Source organism: Paenibacillus solanacearum (genome assembly GCF_910593845.1).
GTDB lineage: Bacteria > Bacillota > Bacilli > Paenibacillales > NBRC-103111 > Paenibacillus_G > Paenibacillus_G solanacearum.
In genome coordinates this window covers 1-25,881 of the sequence record NZ_CAJVAS010000035.1, presented here as the reverse complement: position 1 = coordinate 25,881, position 25,881 = coordinate 1, and the positions used below count along the sequence as shown (strand labels likewise).

Genomic DNA, 25,881 nt, shown 5'->3' with positions numbered 1-25,881 from the left:
GCGGGGAGTGGATTGTCGTCGTTCAGGCAGGCGGCGAAAGCGGCGGCGCCTCCGGCACGGAGCGCGACAAGTCTTCATAAAAGTTGGCCGTCGTCGTCGCCATATAAGGAATAAGCCAGAGCAGGCCGATGCCCAGTGTAAGCACGCATAACAGCCCCCAGCCGATAAAGCTGAGCTGCAGTACAAAATAACGCCATTTATGCCCGTACATCATTTGCTTGCTCCGTTCGATGGCTTCCATCGCGGTAAGCTCCGGATGGTCGTTCATGATGTAGAAGGCCATTGCATACCGCAGACCGGCAATAATACCGGGAACGATCAGCAGCAGCGTCCAAAGAAATACAAACACGGCGCTCAGTAAGTATAGCAAAAATGACGGGACAAATCGGGAAAAGCCTGAGAAAATATCCTGCACTTCATGCGGTTCCCGCCGAATCAGTCGAAGGAAAAATGCAACCATTCCGAGCGTCAGAGGTCCGGCGACGATAAATTGGATCAGATCGCCGACTTTCGGCACGAGGGAGATCACTATACCGATGGCCATCATAATCAGCGCCACGGCCACTGCCTTGCCCCAGTTGCCTTTCAACTGCTGGAGCGCCTCTTGCTTCAATTCGCCCCGGCTCCGTATCGTTTCCGTTTCCATTACTTCCATTCCTCCAATCTGTCGCCGGTTTCCCGGTTAAAACACTTTTTTGGCACCCTGCTCGGCCTTCAAAATTTCTACCGCTTCGCGGAAACGCAGCGAATGAACGATCTCCCGTTCCCGCAAAAACTTCAATCCGTCCTGCAGATCGACATCGTCGGTCATATCGATCAGCCACTGATAGGTCGCTCTGGCCTTTTCCTCAGCTGCAATATCCTCGTACAGGTCGGCGATCGGGTCGCCTTTGGCCGCTATGTAAGCAGCGGTCCAAGGTACGCCGGACGCGTTATTATAGTAGACTGCCCGGTCGTGATTGACATAGTGGTCCCCGAGCCCGGCCGCTTTCAGCTGCTCCACGGTGGCATCTTTGGTCAGTTTGTACACCATCGTGGCAATCATTTCCAGGTGGGCAAATTCTTCCGTACCGATATCCGTCAGCAAGCCGATGACTTTATCCGGTATCGAATACCGCTGGTTCAAGTAGCGCAGCGCCGCCGATAGTTCACCGTCCGCGCCGCCATATTGCTCGATCAGCCATTTCGCCATTTGCGGGTCGCATTTGCTGACGCGTACCGGATATTGCAGCTTTTTTTCATAGATCCACATGCGACTGCTCCTCTCCTGGTTTTACAAGTCCGGCCTAGTTACACCTGCCAGGGCCAAGGCGTCTCCACCCACTGCCAAGGATGCTTGGAAAAGGCGTGCCCGAACGGCATTAACGGTCCGAATTCCATCTGGAACTGATGCGCCAGCTGCATGCGCTGCTGGGCGCATTGATTGTACTGCTGGATGGCCGCTCCATCGAACGGGTGCGTGTCCAGATACAGGTTCAGTTCCACCAGCACAAAATCAACGGCCTGCAATTCCTCCAGCATCGCGTAATAATGCTCGGGAAGCTGATTCTCCTTCATGCGGCTGCTCCCTCCCCTCACGTATTTTTCGGTTCATACGGACTGTACAAGGCCGGCCATAGCGTTCCATGTCTCAATGCTTCCTGCGGTGAGAATTGGGGCAAATTCATCGGCTGAAACGGAATGAACAGCTGCGGCGGGGTCGAGTACGTTTTTTCCAGAATCGGCGGACAAGGATCGAAAGGACCCACAAAGGGATACCATACCCTGACTTGTTCCATCATGCGGTGCCTCCTTCAAATGTGCTATCACTATGTATAGAAAAAAGCCTTGTCCGATATGTGCATAATGTTGCGGAGGTCGGGTTCGAGCCACGCCAAAAAGGACCGTCCAGCCGAACGGTCCGTTTCATTCCTATTCAGTACATGCGATTAGTGGATGTCTTTCTTCTTGAAGCGGCCGCCCTTCACATCGTGAATGTTGCCTACCGCGAGAAAAGCTACAGGATCAAGCTCCTCGACGATCGATTTCATCTTGGCTTCTTCCAGCCGTGTGATGACGCAAAATATGACTTTCTTACTGCCGCCTGTAAAGGCGCCTTCGCCTTGCAAATACGTTACGCCGCGGCCGAGCCGCTGCATGATGGCTTCGCCGATCTCACGGCTGTTGTCGCTGATGATCCAGACCGATTTGGACTCGTCAAAGCCTTCGATGGTCAAATCGATCATTTTATAAGCAATGTAGTACGCAATCAACGAGTACATGGCATGATCCCAGCCAAATACAAACCCTGCGCTGGCGAGAATGAATAAGTTGAAGAACATGACGACTTCGCCAACGGAAAACGGCGACTTTTTGCTGAACAAGATCGCCACGATCTCCGTTCCGTCGAGCGACCCGCCCGAGCGGATCACCATGCCGACCCCGACGCCCAGAATAATGCCCCCGAATACGGCCGCAAGCAGCGGATCGATCGTAAGCGGCTTCACCGGGTGCAGCAGATAGGTGCCGACGGACATGACCATAACGGCGAATAAGGTGGATAACGCAAACGTTTTGCCGATCTGCTTATAGCCGATAAACAGAAACGGCAAATTGAGCAGCAGCAGGAAAATACTGATCGGCAGCCCGGATAAATGAGCGGTAATGATCGAGATGCCGACGATGCCGCCGTCGATAATGTTGTTGGGTACGAGAAAAATTTCGAGTCCGACAGATACGAAAGCAGCACCGATGAATAAAATCACGGATCGGCGAATTAATTGAAGAATCGATAATTTGGAGTGCTGCTTGATTTGCGGAATTCCTGCGTTCATACCATTCCCCCTTATGTAGAATAAAAGTTAAATCTTGATATTGATCGTGAGCAGGCCGACTTTGCGCAGCGCCTGATACACGATAATCAATGCAGGCCCCAGAAATAAGCCGACGACTCCGATCAGCTGAAATCCCACATACATGCTGATCAGCGCGGCCAAGGCGTTGATACCGACCGCATCGCCGATAATTTTCGGTTCAATGAGGCGGCGGAAAATCATAATGACGAGCAGCAGGACGAGCAATCCGATGCCCAGATGCATGTTCCCGGCGAGAATGCTGTAGGCTGCCCACGGAATGAGCACCGCGCTTGTGCCAAGGACGGGCAGAATGTCCACGACGATAATCAGGAGCGCGATGGCGAGCGGATAGTCGACGCGCAGGACGAGCAGGCCGACCAGCGTGACGACATAGGTCAGCAGACTGATCATCAGCTGTGCGATCAGAAAGCCGAGGATGGCGCGTCGCAGATTTTCCAGCACGGTTAGTACCTTGTGCCGGGATTGCTTGTCGAACAGCGTCAGAAACGATTGGTGAAGCTGCGGCAGGCTGAACGAGATGAGGTAAAGTCCGATGACGAAGACGACAAAAAATACGAACAGGCTCGGAATGGCCTTGGCCACGCTTACAAAGTAACCGGAGATTGCAGCAACGATGCTGTTGATGTTGTCCGTCAGCATGCCGACGCCCGACTCCAGCCATTTTTGCGCTTGCTCGGCCATGCCGTCAGGCAGCGTCTCGTAGAACAGCTGGGTCTTGGCCGTCGCGTCCTCGAAGAACAGTCTCGCTTCGTTGACATAATCCGGCGCGTCTTTCCAGAACTGAATCAGCTCGGAGATCATCTTGAACCCGACCAGGTAGACGAAGCCGAGCAGCAGTCCCGTGAACATCGTGCAAGCCGCGGCCGCCGCGGCCAGACGCCCCATCCGAAAGTACCGGATCAGCGCCTGAACCACAGGCTCCAGCAATATCGCGATCAGCATGGCGAGCAGGAACGGAAAACCGGTCGTGAATAATCCGTACAGCAGCACGATGCCTAGCGCGCAAAAAATGAGCGTTCTGAGCGACATGAAACGGCGGTCCTCCTCTATTCGTTGTGCTGACCGACCTCGGTTTTGTCCGGCACTTCGGTCAAAATGCGGCGGATCGTCACGCGTAAAATGCGCAGCCGCTCCACTTCCGTAATTTCGTACAAAAAGCCCCCATGCTCCAGCTTTCGTCCTTTGACGACGTTCTCCTCCAGCATCTTGAACAGCCAGCCTCCGATGGAATCGACTTCCTCGTCCTCTATGCCCAGATCCAGCATATCGTTCAAATCCTCGACCAACACCCGGCCGTCGACCGAGTACGCGTCCCCTTGCTTTTCAATCTCGGAGCGCTCGCCTTCGTCGAACTCGTCATGAATTTCGCCGACGATCTCCTCCAGAATGTCCTCTGTCGTAATCAGGCCCGCCGTGCCGCCGTATTCATCGATCACGACGGCAATCTGCGACCGTTTCCGCTGCATCAGCTTCAGCACGTAGCTGATTTCCATCGACTCGGGCACCATGAGCACCGGCCGCAAAAATTCCCGCAGGTCGTGCTCCTTATCCGGATCGGCCAGCAGCAAATCGGACATGTGGACGAAGCCGATAATTTCGTCTTTATCGTCCTTGGCCACCGGATAGCGGGTATGCTTCGTCTCGTAGACAATCTTCAAGTTCTCCGCGAAGGAAAGCTCGGTGAACAAGCATTCCATATCGGTCCGCGGCTGCATGATCTCGCGCGCCACCCGGTCGGAAAACTCGAAGATGTTGTCGAACAGCGCCAGCTCGTCTTTGTTGATGTGACCGCTCTTCGCGCTCTCGTCCATCAGGATGCGAATTTCTTCCTCCGTATGCGCAGCCTCATGCTCGGAGGCGGGATGCACGCCGATCAGCTTCAGCAGCTTGTTGGCGGCGCCGTTGAGCAGCCATATGACCGGGTAAAAGATTTTGTAGAACAGCATCAGCGGCGCGGACAGCCATAGCGACGTTCCTTCCGACTTTTGGATCGCCAGCGATTTTGGCGCCAGCTCCCCAAGGACGATATGCAGAAAGGTGATCACCGCAAACCCGATGAACACCGACAGCGCATTCGCATACCAGGCCAGTCCAATGCCCATGGCATGAAACAGCGGCTCTACGATCAAATGAGAGATCGCCGGTTCTCCAACCCAGCCGAGCCCGAGCGAGGCGAGCGTGATACCGAGCTGCGTCGAGGACAAGTAAGCATCGAGCTTCTTCGTTACGGCAAGGGCATATTTGGCCTTGCTGTTGCCTTCGCCTGCAAGCTGCTGCAGGCGGGTCTGCCTTACCTTGACCAGCGCAAACTCGGCCGCTACGAAAAAGCCGTTCAGCAACACCAACAGAAAGACGAGCACAAGGTTTAGGACGATGGCTATGAAATCAAAGCCCGTACTGTGACCTCCCAATGCCAATCAAACTCCTTTACCGTGAGGATCGCGGTGCCGGTTACACGACCGCCTGTCTGGTTGTAAAATCGAGATGCTTGTAGTACGTATCGGCTACAAGCAGGTTAGGGCCGCAGCATGCGGCTGCCGGGCAAAAGCAATCGACAGTTCGGCATAGCGGATGGCTCTTCCACCGCGCGAACACTTCATCGAACCGGTCGGCATGCACATTGCCGAGGGCAGGAACGTCGGAGAAATCGGTGACGAACACATCGCCGGTAAACACGTTCACATTGAGCCGGTTGCGGCCGTCGGGATCGTTGCGCACCGTCACGTTAGGTTCGGAGCGAAGCCGCTTCACCAGCTCCCGGTCCGCTTCCAGCTCGCTGCAAGCGTAGAACGGCAGCGTGCCGAACAGCATCCACAGCTCGCGGCTGCGGCTGTCCAGAAGCCGGTTAATGGCCGCGCGGGTCTGATCGAGCGACAGGACAGGCAGTTTCGAGGCGAATGCGCTCGGATACATCGGATGCACTTCATGCCGCCGACAACCCATCTCCTCGATCAGCCGGTGAATCGGGGCCAGCTTCTCGTACGTTCGGTAATTGATCATCGACTCCGCGGAAATGAACATGCCGGCGCGCGAAAGCGCGACCGTGTTCTCGACCATGCGCTCGTACAGCTTGGCCGATGTTTGGCGGACCGCTTGGCGGGCGGAGTTCACGAAGCCCACCTCGTGGAAATCGTCGGCATTGACATAGTTGAACGATATATGCATGACGTCGAGATAAGGAGCGAGGAGCTCGTATCTCGACAAGTCCAGCGTCAGATTGGAATTGATTTGCGAACGCACCCCGCGTTCCCTCGCATAGCGCAGCAGCGGAACGATGTAGTCCCGGACCGTCCGCTCGTGATAGCTCGGCTCTCCTCCGGTAATGCTGATCGTCTCCAAGCCCTCCACCTCGTCCAGCCGTTTCAGGATTACGGACAGCGGAATTTTCGGACCCTCCGTCATGGATAGCGACTCGCCTACGGCGCAGTGCTCGCAGCGCATATTGCATAAATTCGTTACCGTCAGCTCCACGCTCGTCAGGCGGTGCTCGCCGAAGGCGCGCTTGGAGCGAATCGGATCCCATGGATCGTATTGCGGGCTGATCGGCTCCAGCGCCGGCTTCTGCGATTCGTGTTGTTCGTTCATTGAATTTGTAACACCTGTCTTCTGCAACATATTTTTACCTCTATGATTACCTATTATATGTTCCATTGTATCTTAATACGTAAGAAAAATAAATTTCGATGTGAAAAAGCCCGTCTTCCGCAAGGCGGAACGGGCTACACTTGGCACCGGCAACGGGTATAAAGCGAGGCCGGACGTTCAGAACCGCCGCGCAGGCAGCGGTGCGCGGCTGAGCCGCTTCACATCGCAAGCTCGTTTACGCCGGTTATCATGACGGACAAATGCTTCGACAGGTCGATTTCCTCGGTCGGATTGGACAGCTCGCAGCCGTCGGCATCCTGCAGAATCCGCACCACGGGACGCTGCGGCGCGTTGGAGTTCAAGTCGACTACGACGCCGGTTTCCCCCGTATTGAGCCTCACCGTCACTCCGACGGGGTAGATGGCGATCCGATCGCGGAACAATCGGATTTTCCCCTGATCGTACAGCGTACCGGAACCGGAGTACACAATATCCATCGCTTGATGCGGCAGCATTGCTTTGCGATATACGCGGTGCGTCGTCATCGCATCGTACGAATCGACAAGGCCGATCCATTGGGCGTAATCATGAATTTCGGAGCCTTTCAGCCCGCGGGGATAGCCGCTGCCGTCGATCCGCTCATGATGCTGCAGCGCGCAGTGCGCCGACAGGAGCGGGATATTCGGCTCGTCCTTCAAGAACTGATAGCCGAAATCGGCATGCTTCTTGATTCGCATGAACTCGTCATCCGTTAGCGGGTCTTTCTTCTTCAGCAGCTCCAGCGGAATTTGCGTCTTGCCGACATCATGCAGCAGCGCTCCCAGTCCGAGCGTTAGCAGCTCGTCCCGCGAATAGCCGTACGCCATGCCGAGCATCGAGGCGTAAATGCACACATTGAGCGAATGCTGGAACAAATAGTTGTCCATCAGGCTTATATTGGTCAGCATGATCATGGCATCCTTATTGCCGCCCAGATCGTCCAAAATCATTTTCAACACATCGCCGAACACTTTGCCGACCTTGATGCTGCCGACAGAGCGGCGCTTCGTCTGATCTTCCATAATTTTACGGAAGGAGCTGCGGATTTCCGAGATGGCCCGCGCCCGCGTTTCGTCCGAGATCGGATCGAGGACCACAATATCTCTTGTCCGCGGATCGTCGATGTAGACAAAGTCGACCCCATGATCGCCCAAGCGCTTAATTAAACCGGAGGACAATTCGACATGCTCGCTGAGCAGCGTCAAACCGTCTTCGTTATATATTTTTTTTGCCAGCCTCATACCGGGCCTGACCATACTGAGCGAAAGCAAACGCATAGAGGCGACCTTCTTCTAAAGAAAATTTTAGATAATCAAGAGTATAGGACTAGAGTAGCGGATTCAGTCGAAAAGAGCAATACATTTCTTGACAGCGGCAAAAAACCGAAAATCAAGAGCAGAACGCTCCCAAATTTCGGTTTAACCGGCATGACATCTCATAGGCCGATCGTCAGCGAAGCAGAAAAAACCAATACAGCGCCGCGATGGCGAAACGGTAGTAGGCGAAGTACGTCAAACTGAATTTTTGCACGAATTTGATGAACGTCACAACGGCGAGCAGGGCGACGATAAAGGAAACGACGAAGCCGACAAAGAAAAAGCCGAGCGTGTCCGAGGTGAAGCTGTCGAGATTTTGCAGCATCTCGTAGCCCGTTGCCGCGACCATGACGGGAATCGCGATAATGAACGTAAAGTCCGCCGCTGCGGAGCGGCTTGCGCCGGCCAGCATGCCCCCGGCAATCGTGGAGCCGGAACGGGAAAACCCGGGCCACAAGGAGACGATTTGCCACAGTCCGATAATAAACGCCTGCTTGTACGTCAGATCGTCGACGTCATGCGCCGTAATGTTCGGCTGCTGCTTCTCCCCGATAATGAGTAGAATCGCACCGAGCACCAGGCCGATCAGCACCGTGGTAGGCGAGAACAAATGCTCCTTGATCAAGTGGCGTGACAAGTAGGCAAGGACAAGCACAGGCACGATCGCCAGTAAAATGTGAATCAGGTTCATCCCTTGGCCTTTCTTGGCCTTATCCCTGTTCAGTCCGAACAACCGCAAAATCCGTTTCCAATAAATGATCGTTACCGCCAATATGGCGCCGAGCTGAATGACGATTTCGAATGTTTTCATCAATTCATCCGAATCGGGAATGCCCAGAAGCGACCCGGCCAATATCATATGGCCTGTGGACGACACCGGCAAAAACTCCGTCAGCCCTTCTACAATTCCGATAATGACCGCTACCCACCAATCGTACATACAATGCCTCCTACCGCTCTCGAAAAGAGATGTATTTTACAAACCTGCCCCAGGCTCCCCGGCTGCGCCTCTCCAGTCTTCACCGAAAAGCCAGTTCTATTCTAACTTGTTTCCACGGATTTGTAATTTACAATAGCTTAACAAAGCGAAGGCGCCCGCTATCCTCCAGCGCCTGCCGTTCAAGAAGCTGCCTGAGCAGCACGTCGCGAATAAATTCGGGCAAAAAAAATTGAGCCTCCGTCCCTTCGCTTAACGATTCGTAGCCGATCTTGAACGTAAACATGTCGATCATGCCTACGGTATAGGTTTGTTCGGGCAGCAGCGGCTCTCCGGCGACCGCGGCGCTTCGAATTTTGCGGTAAGGCGCGGCTTCCGGGTCGAATTCGATGTCCATCCCGTCCACGCACAAACTTCCGAGCACCTTGCCGCGAAATCCGAAACCAAAGAGCGGTTTGTCCATAAATTCCGGCAGCAATGATTGCTCCAGTGCGAGCAGCAGCTGCGTCCCCGTCAGCATGACCCGGCACGGGTTGATCGGCGAAGGGCAAAGCTCCAGCAGCATGCCTGCAGTCAAAGGGCCATGGGCCAAGCCGTGCAGCAGCTGGCCCGAATTGACGAGGCCGATCTGAGCTTCGGTGAAGCGCCGCAGCCCGGCAGCGAGCAAATTACCGAGCTTCGATTCGCCGTACCAGTCGATAGGCAGGTCCATGGGAAGCGTCGCAACCACTTGCCCGAGCCTGGCTCCGGCTTCCTCGCCGGCCTGCTCGATCAGCTTGGCGACGCGTTCGTCGCGGGGCAGCTCCGGCACGGGAATTACGGTAGCTTCCACCCGGCCGATCGTTCGCCCGATGCTATCCCACTCCACATCAATCATGCCTACGTACTGCCCGAACTTGCCCGCCGCGCAGACGGCCGCGCCGCCGATGCGCAGCGGCTGCTCCAGCAAATGATGCGTATGGCCGCCCAGTATCATATCGATGCCAGGCACTTCGGCCGCGAGCCGCTCGTCGTTGCGCAGCCCGAGATGGGACAGTACGACGACGATGTCCACTTGCGGACGAAGCTCCGGCACAAGCCGCTTCACGACGTCGAGCGGGTCCTGCACGTCCCAGCCGAGCAGCGAGTAAAAATCGGGGAAGCAGGCGGTCACGCCGATCAGTCCGATGCGGACGCCCGCCTTCTCGATGATGCGCCAAGGCGCGGCCCACGGCGCATGCGTCCCTGTCCCCGCTTCCGGCATGTTCGCAAGCACAACGGCGAACGATGCCTCGCGATACGCATCGGCCAGCGCCTCCGGCGTCAGCGTAAGCCCCTCGTTGTTGCCGATCGTCACGGCGTCGTACCCGGTAGCGTTCATAACAGCTACATTGGCATGACCCATCGTGCCTTCAGTCTCCGGCCGAACCCGGTCCATATGGTCGCCGATGTCCAGAGTCAGCGTGCGCTCCTCACCCGCTTCCGTCCGCAGCCTTCCGATGACGGCGGCGATCGCCGCCATATGCTCGAACCGGCTGTGGATATCATTGGTATGAAGGATGCGCAGCCCGATCGCAGCGTTAGCGCTCATGAAAGGCTCTCTCCTTCCTATGCTTGCACGATAACTTTATGTAGGATGGCAGCGGCTCAGGTGCCGTCCGGTTTGCGCAGCTGCTCCGGCGTCACCCGGTTCCGGAAGCCGTATGAAGCGCTCGCTCCTTCACCGCTGCGGTACAGCACGCGAATGCGGACGACGCTCTTGACGTTCAGACATTCGCTGCTGCCGCCGGGAACGTAAAGGCGGAGCGGGTACCCTTTGTCCAGCGGCTCTCCGCCAGCCTGCCCGTATAGTATGATGGCGCGTCCCAGCTCCTCCCACGGGATGAACGCCTGAAATTCGTCGGCCGCTTCGACCCGGATGCCGCTCGGGGTCTCTCCGTCGCCGCCGGCTCCTCTGCTCTCGCGCCAGCCCCGATACCAGGCCGGCACGTCGAACGCCCGGCCGGACGCGCCAGCCACCCGCTCTCCCGCTTCCAGATGCACCGAGCTCAGACGAGCCAATTCGTCCACTTCCAGCTTGGCCATGCCGTACATTTCATCATATACTTCAATTTTCACCGATATGCCACCATCCTTCCGTCTCTTCCGTTCATCCCTGCCATTATATCACTTCTGCTTTCACTTGTGATATGCTGTGGAGAAGCGGGCGGCAGCGCCACTGGGCACGCCGCCTTGTACATTAGATTGGAGTGGTACATGAATGAAGCTGAAACTGCTCGTTTTCGCCGGACTGGCCGAACAGCTGGGCGGCTCCGCGATCGACGTGGATATTGCCGCGGACAAGCTTACGACGGCGCAGCTCAAATCCCATTTGATCGAACAGTTCCCGCAAGCCGCACCGGCGCTTGCGCAATCGTATATCGCCGTCAACCAGACTTACGCGGAAGAGGAGACGCCAATCTCCGAACGGGATGAAGTGGCGATCATCCCTCCCGTTTCCGGCGGCGAACCGCAGCCGATGCCTGAAACGGGCCATGAACTGGCGGAAATCACGATGGACCCGATCGCTGTAGAGCAGGTGACAGCCAAGGTGCTGCACCCGAACCACGGCGCCTCGATCGCATTCATCGGAACGACGCGGGAATTGACGCACGGCCAGCGAACGACGCTGCTGGAATATGAAGCATATACGCCGATGGCGCTGAAGACAATGCAGCAAATTATCGGCGAAATCGGCGACCGTTATCCCGGCACGCTATGCGCCATGACGCACCGGCTCGGCTCGGTGCCGGTCGGCGAGATCAGCGTCGTCATCGCCGTCTCCTCCCCTCACCGCGATGCGGCCTATGACGCGAGCCGCTACGCCATCGAACGGCTTAAGCAAATCGTGCCGATCTGGAAAAAGGAAATATGGGAGGACGGCTCCGAATGGAAAGGGCATCAGCTCGGGCCGTGGAACCCAACGGCCGCGAACGGAGGTGCGCAGCCGTGACGAACGATTGGACGGACCGCGACCGGTATTCGCGGCAAATGCTGTTCCCGCCGATCGGCGAAGCCGGCCAGGCGAAGCTGCTGTCATCGCGCGTGGCGATCGTCGGCATGGGCGCGCTCGGCACCGTGCTCGCCAATCATATGGTGCGCGCCGGCGTCGGCTTCGTACGCCTCATCGACCGCGACTTCGTCGAAGCGAGCAATTTGCAGCGGCAAATGCTCTATGACGAAGCCGACGCCGCCGGCTCCGCCCCCAAAGCGGAAGCCGCGGCTGCGCGGCTGCGCGCGGCCAACTCGGGCGTAACCCTCGAGCCCGTCGTCGCCGACCTCAACTGGTCGAACGCAGAAGAACTGCTCGGGGATGTTCAGCTCATCCTGGACGGCACGGACAATTTCTCCGTGCGCTTCCTGATCAACGATGTCAGCGTCAAGCTCGGCATCCCGTGGATTTACGGCGGCGCCGTCAGTTCTCGCGGCGTAAGCCTGACGATCCGCCCCGGCGAAACGCCGTGCCTGCGCTGCATGTTCGGACAGCCGCCGGCACAGGGCACAACGGAGACTTGCGATACCGCGGGGGTGATCGGCCCGATCATTCATACGGTCGCCTCGTATCAGGCGACGGAAGCGTTCAAGCTGCTCGTAGGCGCGCAGGAGGCGCTCAGCCGCAAGATGGTGCATTGGGATTTATGGTACAACCAGTACGCTGCCGTAGACGTCGCCAAAGCGCGCAAAAACGATTGTCCCTGCTGTGGAAAGCGGACGTTCGAATACTTGGACGCTTCGCAGGAGGAAGAGACGATCCAGACGCTGTGCGGCCGCAATTCGGTCCAAATCCAGCCTGTCCGGCCTTCCCGTCTGTCGCTAGGCGACTGGGCCGATAAGCTCAGGTCCGTCGGACGCATAGAACATAATCCATTCTTGCTGAAGCTGCATCTGGAGTCCGATATCACACTCGTACTTTTCCCGGATGGTCGCATGATTGTTCAGGGGACTGACGACCCGGTTCAGGCCAAAAGCCTCTACAGCCGCTATATCGGAATGTGATCGCCTTTTGTTGTCAATATCGTCAAATTTTGATTAACAGGATCCCGATTTCTTGATATGATGGTAGCAGAATTGCCTGCGGCAACTGCATTCCCGATATGTTGAGAAGAAGGTGAACATTGTTGCGAACCCCCCTCAGTCTGGTCAAAGTAGGAGATCGCCTGGCCACGGATACGTTCAACTCCTTCGGATTGCTCATATTGGCGGGAAATACGGTGCTTACCGGCGATGACATCGCCAAACTTCATTTGCACCATATCTTCGACGTCGATATAGTTCCCAAGTATGATGACGATCCGCAAGATGACACGATTATCGACGAACATCCTTCTTCGAAACGAAATGAAACCGCTGCTAAAAAATTTGAAAAAGTCAAAGCCTCCTATCAAGAAGCGATTGACGGCATCAAGGAGCTGTTCAACGAAGCCAAACGGGATGGAACGATTCGCTTGGAAACCGTTATCACCGGATTTTTGCCGATTGCACAGCATGCGCAGCAAGAGAAGGATGTCGTCTCGCTGCTGATCGAGCTGAATACGAAAGACGATTACACGTACCAGCACAGCGTACAGGTCGGATTGATCTCCTACTATATCGCCAAGTGGATGGGACAGTCCGAAGAAGAAGCACTTCTGGCCGGAAAAGCCGGGTATTTGCACGATATCGGAAAATGCCGGATTGACGATGCCGTCCTTCAGAAGCCGGGGCGCCTTACCCCCAGCGAGTATGACGAAATCAAGCAGCACGCGCGGTACGGCTACGAGATCGCCAAGCAATCCGGCTTCTCGGAACCGTTATGCCTGGCCGCGCTGCAGCATCATGAGCGGCTGAACGGCAGCGGATACCCCGATCAGCTTCACAGCGAAGCGATCCATCCGTTGTCCAAAATCGTAGCCGTCGCCGATATTTACAGCGCCATGATCTCCAATCGCGTTTATCAGAAAAAAAAGGACCTGCTGTTCGTGCTCAAAGAAATTCACCGCTGCAGCTTCGGCGAGCTCGACCCGTACGTTACCCAAAAGTTTATACACCATATGCTCCCCTGCCTTATCGGCAAAAAGGTGCTGCTATCGAACGGCGAATTCGGCTCCATCGTGCTCATTCGCCTAACGGATTACTTCAGGCCGCTTATTCGCGTGGGCGAACGCTTTATCGATTTAGCGCAACGCACAGAACTCGAGATTGAAGCCGTCTATATTTGAAACAAAGCTCATAGCCCGGTGCTGCCGGCTATGAGCTTTTTGTTAATACGCGACGCGTCTTGCTTCGAGATACGTTTTCTTCCAGTATGCTTTGTTGATATTTGTAATCTGTACGCCGTTTTCCGGCAGCGGGGAAGAGTGAATCATCTTCTGGTTCCCCATGTAAATGCCCACGTGCCCGACGGTTCGATTCGTCCGGAAGCGTCCGGGAACGTAGAAGAACATCAAATCGCCTTTTCGCAAACTTTTGCGGCTCACGGCAACGCCTTGTTTCGCTTGAGACCGCGCCAGCCTACTCAGCTGCACACTTTGCTTGCCGAACAAATACTGGGTATACCGCGAGCAGTCAAACCGTCCGGACTGAGGATAAGGATCCGCTCCGAATAAATAGTCGATGCCCAAATACCGTTTGCCTTGGCGAATAAGCTCGTTCATATCGATGTTTTTCAGCACTGGAATCGCCGGCTGATCCCAATAACTCGCCGTCGGCGTTACCATCGGGCCCGAGCCCTCATCCCCTTTAAATGGATCGTTCGGATCGTCTTCAAAATCCAGCTCCGATCCGGAATTTTGCTCATCCGGACCGTCGATTGCTCCGATGGCGGCAACATTGGTGCCGTGAAATACCATTTGCTTGCCTTTCAGCTCGTAAGATAGCTCTTCAGAAAATAAGGCGGCAATGGCCGACACCGGAATATGAACCTGTGAATTTTGAAGGATCGGCGGGTCCGGCAGCGTAACCGGTACTTCTTCTTTTATGGCATTCGTGCTCCCGACTTTCAGCTCGACCGAAGCGTCATTCTCGCCGATTTGAAATACGTTGCTGTTGGCGTTCCAATGATAGTTATATTCTAGCGAATGGGCAAAATCGCTGCCGATCACATAATCCTTTCCCCCGACCGTGACCAGCGGGATACTTAATTCGTCTTGCGTCGACTGGATACGCAAGGTACCCGGGGTTGCCTCGCTGGACCCGTTGGCCATTCCGCCGTTCAAATTCTCACTCTTTTGTCGGTTCGCCGCCAACCCGTTATTGCTTGGAATTCCTTGCTGTTTGCTCTGCTGCTGCTCATGCGAAAGCTGCGGGCCGCACCCGGACACGGCAACCATGGCTGCGGATAGCAGCACCAACGCAGAACGATGCCACACTTTTTTCATATGACCCTACTCCTTGCCTGTAATTTTTGATCTGCTCATAGCATGGGAAACGACGGGCTCGCCTATGCATTTTTACCGTTGGAAACAACAAGATACATGGAACGAAAACTGCATACAATCCAGCGGATCCGGGGAAAATTTCTTTATCTTGGTTTAGAAGAAAGCAGGGAGCATTGGCATGAAGCAGGAAGTTGTTGCCTTGGGTGAGATCACTTCTTTTCAGAGCAGAACGGAAGAATTCGGTCCTTATGAATGGTACAAGCGGATGCTGGAGAGCGAGCCGGCCGTCTATGACGAGGGATCCCGCACATGGAATGTGTTCCGATACGAGGAAGTCAAGCGCGTACTAAGCGATTATGAGCATTTTTCCAGCGAGCGCAGCCGCACGACCATCAATGTGGGCGTCGATACGAAAGAAGGGAGTTTAGGTGACAGCAAGATCAATATTATCAACAGCGATCCGCCGGAGCACCGGAAACGCCGCTCATTGCTTTCCGCCGCTTTCACGCCGCGCAGTTTGAAGCAGTGGGAGCCGCGGATCCAGCAGGTGGTGGATGAGTTGATTCAGAACATGAGAGGCAGCACGGAAATCGATATCGTGGCGCAGTACGCTACTCCGTTACCGGTCATCATCATGTCGGATTTGCTCGGCGTTCCGAGTCACGACCGGCATTTGTTCAAACGATGGGTAGACATCTTATTCCTTCCGTTCCAGAAGGAAAACGCGGAGGAAGTCAACCGGTTGAAAGAGCAGGCGGCGAAGGAATATTTCAATTACCTGTATCCGTTTGTGATCCAAAAACGCACGCAGCTTGCAGAGGACATCATCTCCGACTTGATCCGGGTGGAGGTCGACGGCGAGCGCTTTACGGATGATGAAATCGTTCGTGCCACTATGTTTTTATTGGGAGCGGGGATCGAAACGACCAGCAACCTGCTGGCCAATACGTTCTATGCGTTCCTGTACGACAATCCGGAGGTCTACAGCGAGCTGAGAGCGGACCTCTCCCTGGTCCCTCACATGGTAGAAGAGGTGCTGCGCTATCGGTTTAACGTGACGAAGCTCGATCGTACTGTGAAAAAGGATAACGACCTTCTCGGCGCGCCTCTTTCCAAAGGCGAAATGGTCATCGTCTGGATGAGCGCCGCCAATATGGACAAGCGCGTCTTCGAGGACCCGTTCACGTTCAAGCTTCGCCGCGACAATGGCAGTAAGCATCTTACTTTCGGCAATGGCCCTCACTTTTGCCTCGGCGCGCCGCTCGCCCGGCTGGAAGCAAATATTGCGATACGAACATTCGCCGAAACGTTCCGCCGCATCGAGCCGGTTCCTGGCTTTCAGTTGGAAGCCAACTTGCAAACTTCCGCCGTTGGGCAATCGTTATCCCGGCTGCCGATGCGGGTGGAATTATAATAGCGGCATCGGTGTAAACGTAAGAAACCCCTCTGTCCGAATGAACGGAAGAGGGGTTTTGGGTGTGTTCGGAAAGCGCGGTCCAGTTAACCGATGGAGCCTTGCATTAAAAACTAAACAAGCACATCATCAAACCACTGAGGTCTTTAACGATGGGCTTGTTCAATACACGAGCTATTTATCTTTTGAACGCTTCTTCAAGACGTTCTTTTATGAACTGACTGTTTTTCCGTCGATTAGCCCGCTGTTCAAGTATGACCTCTGCCGCGCTTTTCTTAGAAGATGCAAACAAAAGAGCATCTTTCGGTTGCGTACCTATTGCTTCCGTAACAACTCCGTTCAACGATACATATACCTTAGTTGCCATGTTACATCCCTCCTATCAGCATTCGTGCAAAATCGAACGCCAAGGCATTTTTGTTTATTATAACACGTATAACGGTGTCTTTGGAAGCCATGAACTTGTCTGCGTGCCATTCCGGCTCACATGGCAAATGAAAAGTCATAACATGCTTCGGGAGCCGAAGGCAAAAATAAAAAGTGCAATTCGATTCCTTGAAAAATACCTGGTCATCAGGATCGGAGTTACTGTACGTAAGTGCGACAAAGGAGTCTTTGTTGTCCAGAAGGTAGTAATCTTCTCCAGTGGCCGAACCCGTCTTTTCCATTAACACCATACGATCCTTTTGAAACTCATACAAAGTGACTGCCGAGCAATCACCAAACGAACCCGCCGGTTCTTTGACGAACCCAAAGTCGTTTTCCACCACATCACCTGTCACCGAACGTTGGAAGGATTCTAAAAAGGCTTTAAGATTGCGAAACCCAGCGATATTAACACTCGGTATGGCGTTACTCAGCATTTCGTAGAAATTGTCGTATAGATCCAATTGGCGCTCATTTGTTTCAATTGCATCTTTAAACGGCATCAGTTGGATGCCTCTTCTCAACAGGTCACTGAAATATACTTTCCAGTCAGGAGCGACAGCCAGGTTTAAATCCTCAAAATAGATGCCTCGTCCAACTATATCATGGATGAAAAACCAAACGTAGGGATCGACGTGAGAAGACAGCTGAGTAGAACGAAGTGCAGTAACGATTTCCGATGCCTTTGGGAATGACGACATTTCCGCTTTATAGGCCTCCACGTACTCTTCTATAAGCCCCTTCGCCTTGGTGAAATATTCCGCCTTTACTGTGCTGTCCACAAAAACAAGAACGGTTTTGCTCCGAGCACAAGCTTCAATGAGTTCCATATGCGTAACCGTACGCTGGGATTTTTCGTAAAACGTACCCGCCTTGTTGGAAATGAAAAGTAAAAAGACATCTGATTCACGTACGCACTCAATACACTTTTGAACAGGATTGATGTGAGAATCCCATGCCCCAAAATTTCGCTCGAACAGCATCGGTTCGTGGCCAAGCTCTCTCAGTATGTCCCACATGCTCTGCCGTAGTTGGTGGAGCGAATCTTGGGCTACTGAGCTTATAAAAATCTTGGTTTTCGTGAACAAGGCGAATCTCACATCCAATCATAACCATTATCATTTTATCCTCTTAACTATAGCATACTTTCAGAATATGGAAACTATCGAGCGACTCCAATATTTACGGCGATCAATGTATCGAAAACAAGGGAATTACTTAAGGAACTGAGCAGTATCGAGAGGACTTAGTGTATTGGATTCGTATGGAAAATAACAGTCCACCAATTGGAGACAGGAGCAAAATAAAAATACGTGTCCGAGCGACTCGGGCATAAGAGCACAAAAGTCACCGCGGACACGTATTTACATGTAACAAAAAGATTGAGTATGATGCGTTATCTCTCTACAAACCCTTGCTACACAAAGGTTACCCAATACTGCCTTCCATTTCAAACTTGATCAGACGGTTCATCTCAACGGCATATTCCATCGGCAGTTCTTTCGTGAACGGCTCGATGAAGCCCATGACGATCATTTGCGTCGCTTCCGCTTCCGTGAGGCCGCGGCTCATGAGATAGAACAGCTGGTCCTCGGAAACTTTGGAGACGGTCGCTTCGTGCTCCAGCGTAATGTTGTCGTTCATGATTTCGTTATACGGAATCGTGTCGGACGTCGACTGGTTATCCATGATGAGCGTGTCGCACTTAATGTTCGCTTTGGAGCCTTCGGAGTTGCGGCCGAAGGAAGCGAGCCCGCGGTACGTTACCTTGCCTCCGTGCTTGGAGATCGACTTGGAGACGATCGTGGACGTCGTATCCGGCGCCAGATGCGTCATCTTCGCGCCTGCGTCCTGATGCTGGCCTTTGCCCGCTACGGCGATGGAGAGCACCATGCCTTTCGCGCCGCGGCCTTTCAGCACGACAGCCGGATATTTCATCGTCAGCTTGGAGCCGATGTTGCCGTCGACCCATTCCATCGTTGCATTTTCTTCCGCGACCGCGCGCTTCGTGACGAGGTTGTAAATGTTCGGCGCCCAGTTCTGAATCGTCGTATACCGTACGCGGGAATCCTTCAAGCAGAGGATTTCCACGACGGCGCTGTGCAGCGAGTTCGTGCTGTATACCGGAGCGGTACAGCCTTCGACATAATGAACGAAGCTGCCTTCGTCGGCGATAATGAGCGTACGCTCGAATTGACCCATGTTCTCGGAGTTGATCCGGAAGTACGCTTGCAGCGGAATTTCCACTTTGACGCCCTTCGGAACGTAGATGAAGCTGCCCCCGGACCATACGGCGCTGTTCAGCGCGGCGAACTTGTTATCGCTCGGCGGGATGACCGTGCCGAAATACTTCTTGAAAATTTCCGGATGCTCGCGCAGCGCGGAATCGGTATCCATGAAGATAACGCCTTGATCTTCCAAATCCTTCTGCATGCTGTGATAGACGACCTCGGATTCGTACTGCGCGGATACGCCGGCCAAAAACTTTTGCTCCGCTTCCGGAATGCCGAGTTTATCGAATGTTTCCTTGATCTCTGTAGGAACCTCTTCCCACGTCTTGCCTTGCTTCTCGGACGGCTTCACGTAGTACTGGATATCGTTGAAATCGAGATCATCCAAGTCCCCGCCCCAGCGAGGCATATCCATCTTAAAAAATTGCTCCAACGATTTCAGGCGGAATTCGAGCATCCACTCGGGCTCGCCTTTCATCTTGGAAATTTCGGTTACGATTTCGCGCGTCAAGCCTTTGCCGCTCTGGAACACCGCTTTGTGCTCGTCGCGAAACCCGTATTTATACTCTTCCATTTCAGGCATTTTCTTCGCCATGGGTCGTACCTCCTCCTAATGATTTTCTTTCACTTGATCGATGCCTTTGCGCAGTGCGTTCCACGCCAGCGTCGCGCACTTGATCCGCGCCGGGAATTTGTTCACGCCGGACAATGCATCGATGTCTTCATATTCGAACTCGACCGATTCGCCCTTCATCAGACCGGAAAACTGATCGGCCATCCGAAGCGCTTCGTCGAGCGTTTTGCCTTTGACGGCCTCAGTCATCATCGAAGCGGAAGAAAGGCTGATGGAACAGCCTTCCCCGAGAAATTTGGCAGCTTTCACTTTGCCGTCTTCGACCTGCATTTGGAGCTGGATTTTATCTCCGCAGGTCGGGTTGTTCAAATCGATGCTGACGGACTCGCCTTCGAAGGAACCGCGGTTTCGCGGATTTTTATAATGATCCATAATGACTCTGCGGTATAAATCATCCAATTGCATAGCCGAAGTACTCCTTTGTTTTCAATAAGGAAGCTATGAGACGGTCGACATCCGCTTCGGTGTTGTATACGTAAAAGCTGGCCCTTGCGGTTGCCGTTACGTTCAGCCAGCGCATCAGCGGCTGGCAGCAGTGATGACCGGCGCGGACTGCAACGCCCTCGGCGTCGAGCACGGTAGCCACGTCATGCGGATGCACGTCGTCCAGGTTGAACGTAACGAGACCCGCACGATTTTCCATAGGACCGTAGATCGTCAGTCCGTCGATCTCCTGCATTCTTTGAATGGCATAGGAGGCGAGCTGCCGGCCGTGCTTGTCGATTTCGTCCAGGCCGATGCTCTCGAGAAAATCGATCGCCGCGGCAAGGCCCACTGCGCCGGCAATGATCGGCGTGCCGCCTTCGAACTTCCACGGAAGGTCTTTCCATGTAGAATCGTAAAGGCCCACGTGATCGATCATCTCGCCGCCGAATTCGACCGGTTCCATGTGCTGCAGCAGCTCTTTCTTGCCGTAGAGCGCGCCGATGCCCGTCGGTCCGCACATCTTGTGGCCGGACAGCGCATAGAAGTCGCAGTCGAGATCCTGCACGTCAACCTTGAGATGCGGCGTGCTCTGCGCACCGTCCACAAGCATCTTCGCTCCGTGGCGATGCGCGATTGCGGCGATCTCCTTCACCGGATTGACAACGCCGAGCACGTTGGAAACATACGACGTCGCTACGATCTTCGTCCGGTCGGTTACTGCGGCTTCCACCGCTTCCAGCGAGATGGAGCCATCCTGCTGAAGCTGGACGTATTTCAGCACCGCACCGGTTGCTTTCGCCACCTGCTGCCACGGAATCAGGTTCGCATGATGCTCCATCGGGGTGATGACAATTTCATCACCCTCCTGGCATACCGCGCGAGCATAGCTGGACGCGACCAGATTGATCGCTGTCGTCGTGCCGCGCGTAAAGATGATTTCCTCGGTGGAGCGGGCATTGATGAAGCCGCGCAGCTTTTCTCTGGCGCCCTCGTACGCATCCGTCGCGCGGGAACCGAGCGTGTGCACGCCGCGGTGTACGTTGGCGTTGTCGTACTCATAGTATTTCTTAATCGCTTCAATGACTTGAACCGGTTTTTGCGAAGTTGCCGCCGAATCCAAATAAACGAGCGGATGGCCGTTTATTTCCTGCTGGAGAATAGGGAACAGTTTTCGGATTTCCTCCGTGTTCATTGTTGACCCAGCTTCCTTTCCACCAGGCGCTGCAGCTGAGATTGGATAATGTCAGACGGAATGTCCGAAACGACCGGCGCAAGGAAGCCGTAAATGATAAGCCGCTGGGCTTCTTCCTTGCTTATGCCGCGGGACATCAGGTAGTACACTTGCTCTGCGTTCACTTGTCCGACGCTGGCCGCGTGTCCGGCTGTAACGTCGTCTTCGTCGATGAGCAGGATCGGGTTTGCATCCCCGCGCGCTTTCGGGCTGAGCATCAGTACTTTTTCCGTCTGTTCGCCGTTCGCTTTCGTAGCGCCGTGTTCGATTTTCGTAATGCCGTTCACAATCGCCGTCGCTTCGTCGCGCATCACGGCGCGCGTAATCATGTTGCTGTCAGAGCTTTTGCCGAAATGAACGGCGCGCGTCGTAATGTTCAACTTCTGCTCCGCAGTACCGACGCAAATCACTTTGGCGTCTGACTGAGAGCCGTTGCCTTTCAGAATCGATGTCGTATCGGACATCACATTGCCGAAGTTCATCTCGCCGACGATCCATTCGATCGAACCGTCGTTATCCACGTTCGCGCGGCGGTAAGTTAAATCGATTACCGAGTTGTTCAAGTTGTGTACCGATGCGAACGTCACTTTCGCTCCGGGCTTCACGATGATCTCAACGACCCCGTTATGCACCAGATTGCCCAAATCGCCTTCGGATACGAAATTGTCTACGTACGTGACCGAAGCATGCTGCTCCGCAACGATCAGCACGTGAGGCGAGAAGCTCGCTTCCGCATCGTCGGTCAGGAACAACGCCTGAACCGGCACTTGGACGCTTACGTTTTTCGGAACGTACAGGAATACGCCTCCGCTCCACAGCGCCGCATGCAGCGCCGTCAATCGGTTCTCGTCTTTGCCGACGACCGTCATGAAATGCTGCTGCACCAAATCGCCGTGCGACTTGAGCGCCTCTTCCAGCGAGCAGAAAATAACGCCTTGCTGCTGTAACGCTTCAGATACGCTATTATAGATAACGCTGGAATTTTTTTGAATCAGCACATTGTCCGGGTTGCCTTGGCCATTCTCGGCCAGCAGGCTTTTCGCCGCTTCCGGCAGCTGATCGAGCGATTGCAGCGCCGCAGCCGGCTTATACGTGCCGTAAGATTGCAGATTCCAACGGTCAATTCTTGTTTTCTCCAGTTTAGGCAGTTCCAACGATCCGGCAAGCTCAAGCGCTTGCTCCCGCAGACGGGTCATCCATTCAGGCTCTTGCCTCGATTTGGACAGTTCCACCAGGCCAGCGCGATCGATGGGAAGAACGGTTTGTGTACTCATGCGTGAATTCCTCCTATTTCTAATCGCGGGCTTATTAATATTTTGGTGCGGTCGTATTCATCGGAACTTTGAATTCCGGCTCGTCTTGTCCGACGGTTTCGTCCACAATGCCAAGCTCTTCCTTCACCCAGTCGTAGCCTTCGTTCTCCAGACGCTGCGCCAGTTCCGGACCTCCGGATTTGACGATGCGTCCTTGCATCATGACATGGACGTAGTCCGGCGTGATGTAGTTGAGCAGGCGCTGGTAGTGCGTAATGATCAGGAAGCCGCGGTCTTCGGAACGCATCGCGTTAACGCCCGTAGCAACGATCCGCAAAGCGTCGATGTCAAGACCGGAGTCGATTTCGTCAAGAATGACAATGCCTGGGTCCAGCATCAGCATTTGCAAAATTTCATTCCGTTTCTTCTCGCCGCCGGAGAACCCTTCGTTCAAATAACGGTGCATAAATTCAGGGTTCATCTCGAGCTCTTTCATCTTGCCTTCCATTTGGCGGATGAACTTGATCAGCGACATTTCATTGCCTTCGCCGCGGCGCGCGTTAATCGCGCTTCTCAGGAAGTCCGCATTCGTGACGCCGGTAATTTCGCTCGGGTACTGCATCGCGAGGAACAGCCCTGCGCGCGCTCTTTCGTCGGTAGCCATCTCAAGTACGTCTTCGTCGTTCAACGTAACGGAGCCGCCCGTTACTTCATACTTCGGATGCCCCATCAAAGTGGAAGCGAGCGTACTTTTCCCCGTACCGTTCGGACCCATGATCGCGTGCACTTCGCCGCCTTTGATCGTGAGGCTGAGTCCTTTCAAAATCTCTTTGCCTTCGACAGTTGCTTTCAAACCGTCTATAATAAAATGTGGTGAGTTCGCCATAGTACATGCCTCCGCGTTTTAGTTATTCTTAGTTGATAATCATTCTAAATTGATTATCAATGATTCTCAATTATATATATTATTATATCTTACCAGTGGAAATCAATAAAGCCCCATGACTCCCTATTTTTCCGAACACCGTCCTCAGCCTGTCCGTTAGCAGCGAGCCTTCTTACTTCAGCGCATCGATCACGCGCGAGACCGCTTCTGCGAACGCCTCGTCCGACATTACCGGCGTCTTGACCGCCGACCCGAATGATTCCGCCGGCAATCCGATCCACGACCTGCAGCCGTTGTATTCCGCCTTAACCTCCAGCCTTACCGGCTTGTCCAGCGCGTATACTTTCAGCAGCATAATATGCAGCGGCTGCGTCTTCTTCCATTTTAACCGTTCCTCCGCAAACGAATCCGTCCATACATGCAGCGCGCTCAGCTTGTTCAACTGCTCCTGCGTTTCCACCAGGATATCCGCCGCAAGCTCCGCATAGCACGAAACCTCAACTTCCGCATGTTGGCCGCTCCGCCCGCCCCACTCTTGAAGCGTTTCTTCGGTCCATTGTCTGAACTCGGGCTTGAACAGTTCCTTCCGCTGGTGCTCGTATGTAGGGTACAAATAAAAGCTGTCGCTCTCCACTTGAAAATGCTTCGTTTCCTCGCGGATACCGCCCTTGCGCATAATCATGATTTGCCGGCCAGTCCGCAGCGCTTCAATGGCCGACGCCCACTCCTTCAATGCGATCGCCGAATCAGACATCTTGTCCCTCCTTTGCCAGACCGCAAGCTTCCAAGATATTATAGGCTTCTGTCCAAAACAATGCAATCCGAACACGGGATAAAAAGAGGCTGGAGAAACGAAACTAACAAGGCTTCACCCACTGATCACGAGGAGGATGACGAACATGCGCGAAGGATTGATTCCTGCTGTTTTGGGCACGGCCGTTACGGCCTCGGGTGCCGCACTGCGCAACAAATTCCCTATGGCGGCGGCCGTTGTTGTCGGCTTCGGCCTGGCCCATGTCGTGCTCGGAGCCATCGATTTGGTGGAGCATCGCAAATCGCTGTTCTAGCGAAGTTGGAAGCGGAAAGGGGAGCGGCCGGAGGCAATGTCATTAAGATAAGGCTAAGAACCGGAAGTAAGAACAAGGGCAGGTTATCGAAAAGATAACCCGCTCTTTTTTTGCGTAAAAATGAGAAAAGGACTTGACAAGAAGTTGAAAAAGTGTGGCGAAGCCCCTTGAAAAAACGAGGAGGGTTCGCCGATGAATACATTTGCAAATTCGCTAAAAGAAACGCTAACATCCCTCATCCGAGAAATGTCAGCGGCACCGGGACCTTATGTCAAAAATCCCGAAAAGGACTTCACCCGCAAGAAAAAGCTACCTTTTGAAACGGTGATGCAACTGCTGATCTCCATGGGCGGCAACAGCATCTACAAGGAACTTCTGGAATCGCAGGGCTATGACGTAAACACCGTAACCACTTCGGCTTTTGTCCAACAGCGCAATAAAATCCTGCCCACTGCCCTGGAATGCTTGTTTCACAAATTTACGCAATCGTATACGGCTATAAAGGACTACCGCGGCTATCGATTACTTGCCATTGATGGCTCGGATTTGCATGTTGCAACGAACCCTGCGGACACGGAGACCTACTTCCAAAGCGGGCCGAACACAAGAGGTTACAACTTGCTGCATTTGAACGCGGCCTATGACCTGTGCAACCGACTTTATGTCGATGCCCTTGTTCAGCCGCGAAGGTTGTCCAACGAGGGCAGGGCGCTGGCCACTATGGTGGACCGCTCGCCCATCACAGGCAAAGCCATTGTGATTGCCGATCGCGGTTATGAAAGTTACAACAACTTCGCTCATATTGAGCGCAAGGGATGGAACTACGTCATACGGGTAAAGGATTTGAGCTCAAACGGCATTCTTTCGGGTTTACGCTTGCCTTCCGGCGGGACGTTTGATATTCAGGTTCATCTGACGCTCACCAAGAAACAAACGAAAGCGGTGAAGGCCCACCCCGAGATTTACAAGTTTGTCCCGTCCACGTCTACCTTCGATTTTCTGGATTTGCAGGAGAACTTGTTTTACCCGATTTCCTTTCGGGTTGTTCGTTTCGTCTTGCCCAATGGCGAGTATGAAACCGTCATCACGAATCTATCTGTCGCTGAATTTCCGCCGGATGAGCTTCGGTCCATTTATCACATGCGCTGGGGCATAGAGACCTCGTTCCGCGCGTTAAAATACACCGTCGGTCTGACGAATTTCCATG

General features: G+C 54.1%; 27 protein-coding genes. 6 read left to right on the top strand and 21 right to left on the bottom strand.

The genetic code is table 11. The features are described from left to right. Positions 1 to 22: 22 nt before the first annotated feature. From KXG62_RS25820 to KXG62_RS25765, 12 genes are all read right to left on the bottom strand, one after another. A complete protein-coding gene (locus KXG62_RS25820) occupies positions 23 to 646 on the bottom strand; it encodes a DUF975 family protein (protein ID WP_218094917.1) in 624 nt (207 codons plus the stop codon). Positions 647 to 682: 36 nt separating this feature from the next. Further along, on the bottom strand, positions 683 to 1,252 hold the full coding sequence (locus KXG62_RS25815) for a manganese catalase family protein (protein ID WP_218094916.1): 570 nt from the start codon (positions 1,250 to 1,252) through the stop codon (positions 683 to 685). Between the two features lie 38 nt (positions 1,253 to 1,290). After that, positions 1,291 to 1,557 (bottom strand): spore coat protein CotJB, encoded by a 267-nt coding sequence (locus KXG62_RS25810; protein WP_218094915.1) that lies wholly within the window; start codon positions 1,555 to 1,557, stop codon positions 1,291 to 1,293. Positions 1,558 to 1,574: 17 nt separating this feature from the next. Continuing rightward, a complete protein-coding gene (locus KXG62_RS25805; RefSeq protein ID WP_425517380.1) occupies positions 1,575 to 1,778 on the bottom strand; it encodes a spore coat associated protein CotJA in 204 nt (67 codons plus the stop codon). Positions 1,779 to 1,928: 150 nt separating this feature from the next. Continuing rightward, a complete protein-coding gene (locus tag KXG62_RS25800; RefSeq protein ID WP_218094913.1) occupies positions 1,929 to 2,813 on the bottom strand; it encodes a YitT family protein in 885 nt (294 codons plus the stop codon). A gap of 27 nt (positions 2,814 to 2,840) precedes the next feature. Next, the gene (gene ytvI / locus KXG62_RS25795; protein WP_218094912.1) at positions 2,841 to 3,884 is read right to left on the bottom strand and encodes a sporulation integral membrane protein YtvI; all 1,044 of its coding nucleotides are present in this window, start codon (positions 3,882 to 3,884) and stop codon (positions 2,841 to 2,843) included. 17 nt (positions 3,885 to 3,901) lie between these two features. Next, the gene (locus KXG62_RS25790; protein ID WP_218094911.1) at positions 3,902 to 5,266 is read right to left on the bottom strand and encodes a hemolysin family protein; all 1,365 of its coding nucleotides are present in this window, start codon (positions 5,264 to 5,266) and stop codon (positions 3,902 to 3,904) included. Positions 5,267 to 5,306: 40 nt separating this feature from the next. After that, on the bottom strand, positions 5,307 to 6,440 hold the full coding sequence (gene yfkAB / locus KXG62_RS25785) for a radical SAM/CxCxxxxC motif protein YfkAB (protein ID WP_218094910.1): 1,134 nt from the start codon (positions 6,438 to 6,440) through the stop codon (positions 5,307 to 5,309). 218 nt (positions 6,441 to 6,658) lie between these two features. After that, positions 6,659 to 7,756: an HD-GYP domain-containing protein gene (locus KXG62_RS25780; RefSeq protein ID WP_218094909.1), complete on the bottom strand. Its 1,098-nt coding sequence runs from the start codon at positions 7,754 to 7,756 to the stop codon at positions 6,659 to 6,661. A gap of 172 nt (positions 7,757 to 7,928) precedes the next feature. Next, entirely contained in the window at positions 7,929 to 8,735 is an 807-nt protein-coding gene (locus KXG62_RS25775) for an undecaprenyl-diphosphate phosphatase (RefSeq protein ID WP_218094908.1), read from the bottom strand. A gap of 127 nt (positions 8,736 to 8,862) precedes the next feature. Then, on the bottom strand, positions 8,863 to 10,302 hold the full coding sequence (locus KXG62_RS25770) for a bifunctional metallophosphatase/5'-nucleotidase (protein WP_218094907.1): 1,440 nt from the start codon (positions 10,300 to 10,302) through the stop codon (positions 8,863 to 8,865). Positions 10,303 to 10,358: 56 nt separating this feature from the next. Then, positions 10,359 to 10,829 carry a molybdopterin-binding protein gene (locus tag KXG62_RS25765; protein WP_218094906.1) on the bottom strand — a complete coding sequence of 157 codons (471 nt, stop codon included), beginning with the start codon at positions 10,827 to 10,829 and terminating at the stop codon, positions 10,359 to 10,361. A gap of 142 nt (positions 10,830 to 10,971) precedes the next feature. Between KXG62_RS25765 and moaD the strand changes: the two genes are divergently transcribed. The 3 genes from moaD (at position 10,972) to KXG62_RS25750 (ending at position 13,948) form a co-directional block, all read left to right on the top strand. Further along, positions 10,972 to 11,703: a molybdopterin converting factor subunit 1 gene (gene moaD, locus KXG62_RS34440; protein WP_218094905.1), complete on the top strand. Its 732-nt coding sequence runs from the start codon at positions 10,972 to 10,974 to the stop codon at positions 11,701 to 11,703. Positions 11,704 to 11,741: 38 nt separating this feature from the next. Next, positions 11,742 to 12,746, top strand: a complete 1,005-nt coding sequence (locus KXG62_RS25755) for a ThiF family adenylyltransferase (protein ID WP_246627646.1) — start codon at positions 11,742 to 11,744, stop codon at positions 12,744 to 12,746. A gap of 119 nt (positions 12,747 to 12,865) precedes the next feature. Next, positions 12,866 to 13,948, top strand: coding sequence for an HD-GYP domain-containing protein (locus tag KXG62_RS25750; RefSeq protein WP_343223516.1), 1,083 nt, complete (start codon positions 12,866 to 12,868; stop codon positions 13,946 to 13,948). 42 nt (positions 13,949 to 13,990) lie between these two features. Here the strand turns inward: KXG62_RS25750 and KXG62_RS25745 are convergent, their stop codons facing one another. Continuing rightward, the gene (locus tag KXG62_RS25745; protein WP_218094903.1) at positions 13,991 to 15,106 is read right to left on the bottom strand and encodes a C40 family peptidase; all 1,116 of its coding nucleotides are present in this window, start codon (positions 15,104 to 15,106) and stop codon (positions 13,991 to 13,993) included. Between the two features lie 178 nt (positions 15,107 to 15,284). On the opposite strand from KXG62_RS25745, the gene KXG62_RS25740 reads away from it, so the two are divergent. Beyond that, the gene (locus KXG62_RS25740) at positions 15,285 to 16,520 is read left to right on the top strand and encodes a cytochrome P450 (protein ID WP_218094902.1); all 1,236 of its coding nucleotides are present in this window, start codon (positions 15,285 to 15,287) and stop codon (positions 16,518 to 16,520) included. Between the two features lie 178 nt (positions 16,521 to 16,698). On the opposite strand, the gene KXG62_RS25735 is transcribed toward KXG62_RS25740, so the two are convergent. From KXG62_RS25735 to KXG62_RS25700, 8 genes are all read right to left on the bottom strand, one after another. Beyond that, the gene (locus tag KXG62_RS25735; RefSeq protein ID WP_218094901.1) at positions 16,699 to 16,887 is read right to left on the bottom strand and encodes a hypothetical protein; all 189 of its coding nucleotides are present in this window, start codon (positions 16,885 to 16,887) and stop codon (positions 16,699 to 16,701) included. 1 nt (position 16,888) lies between these two features. Beyond that, positions 16,889 to 18,034, bottom strand: a complete 1,146-nt coding sequence (locus tag KXG62_RS25730; protein WP_218094900.1) for a DUF4062 domain-containing protein — start codon at positions 18,032 to 18,034, stop codon at positions 16,889 to 16,891. A gap of 340 nt (positions 18,035 to 18,374) precedes the next feature. Beyond that, entirely contained in the window at positions 18,375 to 19,772 is a 1,398-nt protein-coding gene (gene sufB / locus KXG62_RS25725) for a Fe-S cluster assembly protein SufB (protein WP_218094899.1), read from the bottom strand. A 15-nt stretch (positions 19,773 to 19,787) separates the two neighbouring features. Then, positions 19,788 to 20,216, bottom strand: coding sequence for a Fe-S cluster assembly sulfur transfer protein SufU (sufU, locus tag KXG62_RS25720; RefSeq protein WP_218094898.1), 429 nt, complete (start codon positions 20,214 to 20,216; stop codon positions 19,788 to 19,790). Next, positions 20,203 to 21,429: a cysteine desulfurase gene (locus KXG62_RS25715; protein ID WP_218094897.1), complete on the bottom strand. Its 1,227-nt coding sequence runs from the start codon at positions 21,427 to 21,429 to the stop codon at positions 20,203 to 20,205. Before KXG62_RS25715 ends, sufU begins: the two co-directional genes overlap by 14 nt. Continuing rightward, entirely contained in the window at positions 21,426 to 22,742 is a 1,317-nt protein-coding gene (gene sufD / locus KXG62_RS25710) for a Fe-S cluster assembly protein SufD (protein ID WP_218094896.1), read from the bottom strand. The genes KXG62_RS25715 and sufD overlap by 4 nt, the downstream gene beginning before the upstream one ends. A 34-nt stretch (positions 22,743 to 22,776) precedes the next feature. Continuing rightward, positions 22,777 to 23,607, bottom strand: a complete 831-nt coding sequence (gene sufC / locus KXG62_RS25705; protein WP_218094895.1) for a Fe-S cluster assembly ATPase SufC — start codon at positions 23,605 to 23,607, stop codon at positions 22,777 to 22,779. 172 nt (positions 23,608 to 23,779) lie between these two features. After that, the gene (locus KXG62_RS25700; RefSeq protein WP_218094894.1) at positions 23,780 to 24,361 is read right to left on the bottom strand and encodes a DUF1802 family protein; all 582 of its coding nucleotides are present in this window, start codon (positions 24,359 to 24,361) and stop codon (positions 23,780 to 23,782) included. Between the two features lie 145 nt (positions 24,362 to 24,506). On the opposite strand from KXG62_RS25700, the gene KXG62_RS25695 reads away from it, so the two are divergent. Next, positions 24,507 to 24,674 (top strand): asparagine synthase, encoded by a 168-nt coding sequence (locus tag KXG62_RS25695; RefSeq protein WP_218094893.1) that lies wholly within the window; start codon positions 24,507 to 24,509, stop codon positions 24,672 to 24,674. A gap of 192 nt (positions 24,675 to 24,866) precedes the next feature. Further along, positions 24,867 to 25,881: IS4 family transposase (locus tag KXG62_RS25690; RefSeq protein WP_218094892.1), on the top strand; the 1,015-nt coding region annotated here is incomplete at its 3' end.

Coding starts and splice junctions, on each gene's coding strand:
- KXG62_RS25820 (WP_218094917.1), bottom strand. CDS start 646: ATGGAAACGGAAACGATACGGAGCCGGGGCGAATTGAAGCAAGAGGCG.
- KXG62_RS25815 (WP_218094916.1), bottom strand. CDS start 1,252: ATGTGGATCTATGAAAAAAAGCTGCAATATCCGGTACGCGTCAGCAAA.
- KXG62_RS25810 (WP_218094915.1), bottom strand. CDS start 1,557: ATGAAGGAGAATCAGCTTCCCGAGCATTATTACGCGATGCTGGAGGAA.
- KXG62_RS25805 (WP_425517380.1), bottom strand. CDS start 1,778: ATGGAACAAGTCAGGGTATGGTATCCCTTTGTGGGTCCTTTCGATCCT.
- KXG62_RS25800 (WP_218094913.1), bottom strand. CDS start 2,813: ATGAACGCAGGAATTCCGCAAATCAAGCAGCACTCCAAATTATCGATT.
- ytvI (WP_218094912.1), bottom strand. CDS start 3,884: ATGTCGCTCAGAACGCTCATTTTTTGCGCGCTAGGCATCGTGCTGCTG.
- yfkAB (WP_218094910.1), bottom strand. CDS start 6,440: ATGAACGAACAACACGAATCGCAGAAGCCGGCGCTGGAGCCGATCAGC.
- KXG62_RS25780 (WP_218094909.1), bottom strand. CDS start 7,756: ATGCGTTTGCTTTCGCTCAGTATGGTCAGGCCCGGTATGAGGCTGGCA.
- KXG62_RS25775 (WP_218094908.1), bottom strand. CDS start 8,735: ATGTACGATTGGTGGGTAGCGGTCATTATCGGAATTGTAGAAGGGCTG.
- KXG62_RS25770 (WP_218094907.1), bottom strand. CDS start 10,302: ATGAGCGCTAACGCTGCGATCGGGCTGCGCATCCTTCATACCAATGAT.
- moaD (WP_218094905.1), top strand. CDS start 10,972: ATGAAGCTGAAACTGCTCGTTTTCGCCGGACTGGCCGAACAGCTGGGC.
- KXG62_RS25755 (WP_246627646.1), top strand. CDS start 11,742: ATGCTGTTCCCGCCGATCGGCGAAGCCGGCCAGGCGAAGCTGCTGTCA.
- KXG62_RS25745 (WP_218094903.1), bottom strand. CDS start 15,106: ATGAAAAAAGTGTGGCATCGTTCTGCGTTGGTGCTGCTATCCGCAGCC.
- KXG62_RS25740 (WP_218094902.1), top strand. CDS start 15,285: ATGAAGCAGGAAGTTGTTGCCTTGGGTGAGATCACTTCTTTTCAGAGC.
- KXG62_RS25735 (WP_218094901.1), bottom strand. CDS start 16,887: ATGGCAACTAAGGTATATGTATCGTTGAACGGAGTTGTTACGGAAGCA.
- sufB (WP_218094899.1), bottom strand. CDS start 19,772: ATGGCGAAGAAAATGCCTGAAATGGAAGAGTATAAATACGGGTTTCGC.
- sufU (WP_218094898.1), bottom strand. CDS start 20,216: ATGCAATTGGATGATTTATACCGCAGAGTCATTATGGATCATTATAAA.
- KXG62_RS25715 (WP_218094897.1), bottom strand. CDS start 21,429: ATGAACACGGAGGAAATCCGAAAACTGTTCCCTATTCTCCAGCAGGAA.
- sufD (WP_218094896.1), bottom strand. CDS start 22,742: ATGAGTACACAAACCGTTCTTCCCATCGATCGCGCTGGCCTGGTGGAA.
- sufC (WP_218094895.1), bottom strand. CDS start 23,607: ATGGCGAACTCACCACATTTTATTATAGACGGTTTGAAAGCAACTGTC.
- KXG62_RS25700 (WP_218094894.1), bottom strand. CDS start 24,361: ATGTCTGATTCGGCGATCGCATTGAAGGAGTGGGCGTCGGCCATTGAA.
- KXG62_RS25695 (WP_218094893.1), top strand. CDS start 24,507: ATGCGCGAAGGATTGATTCCTGCTGTTTTGGGCACGGCCGTTACGGCC.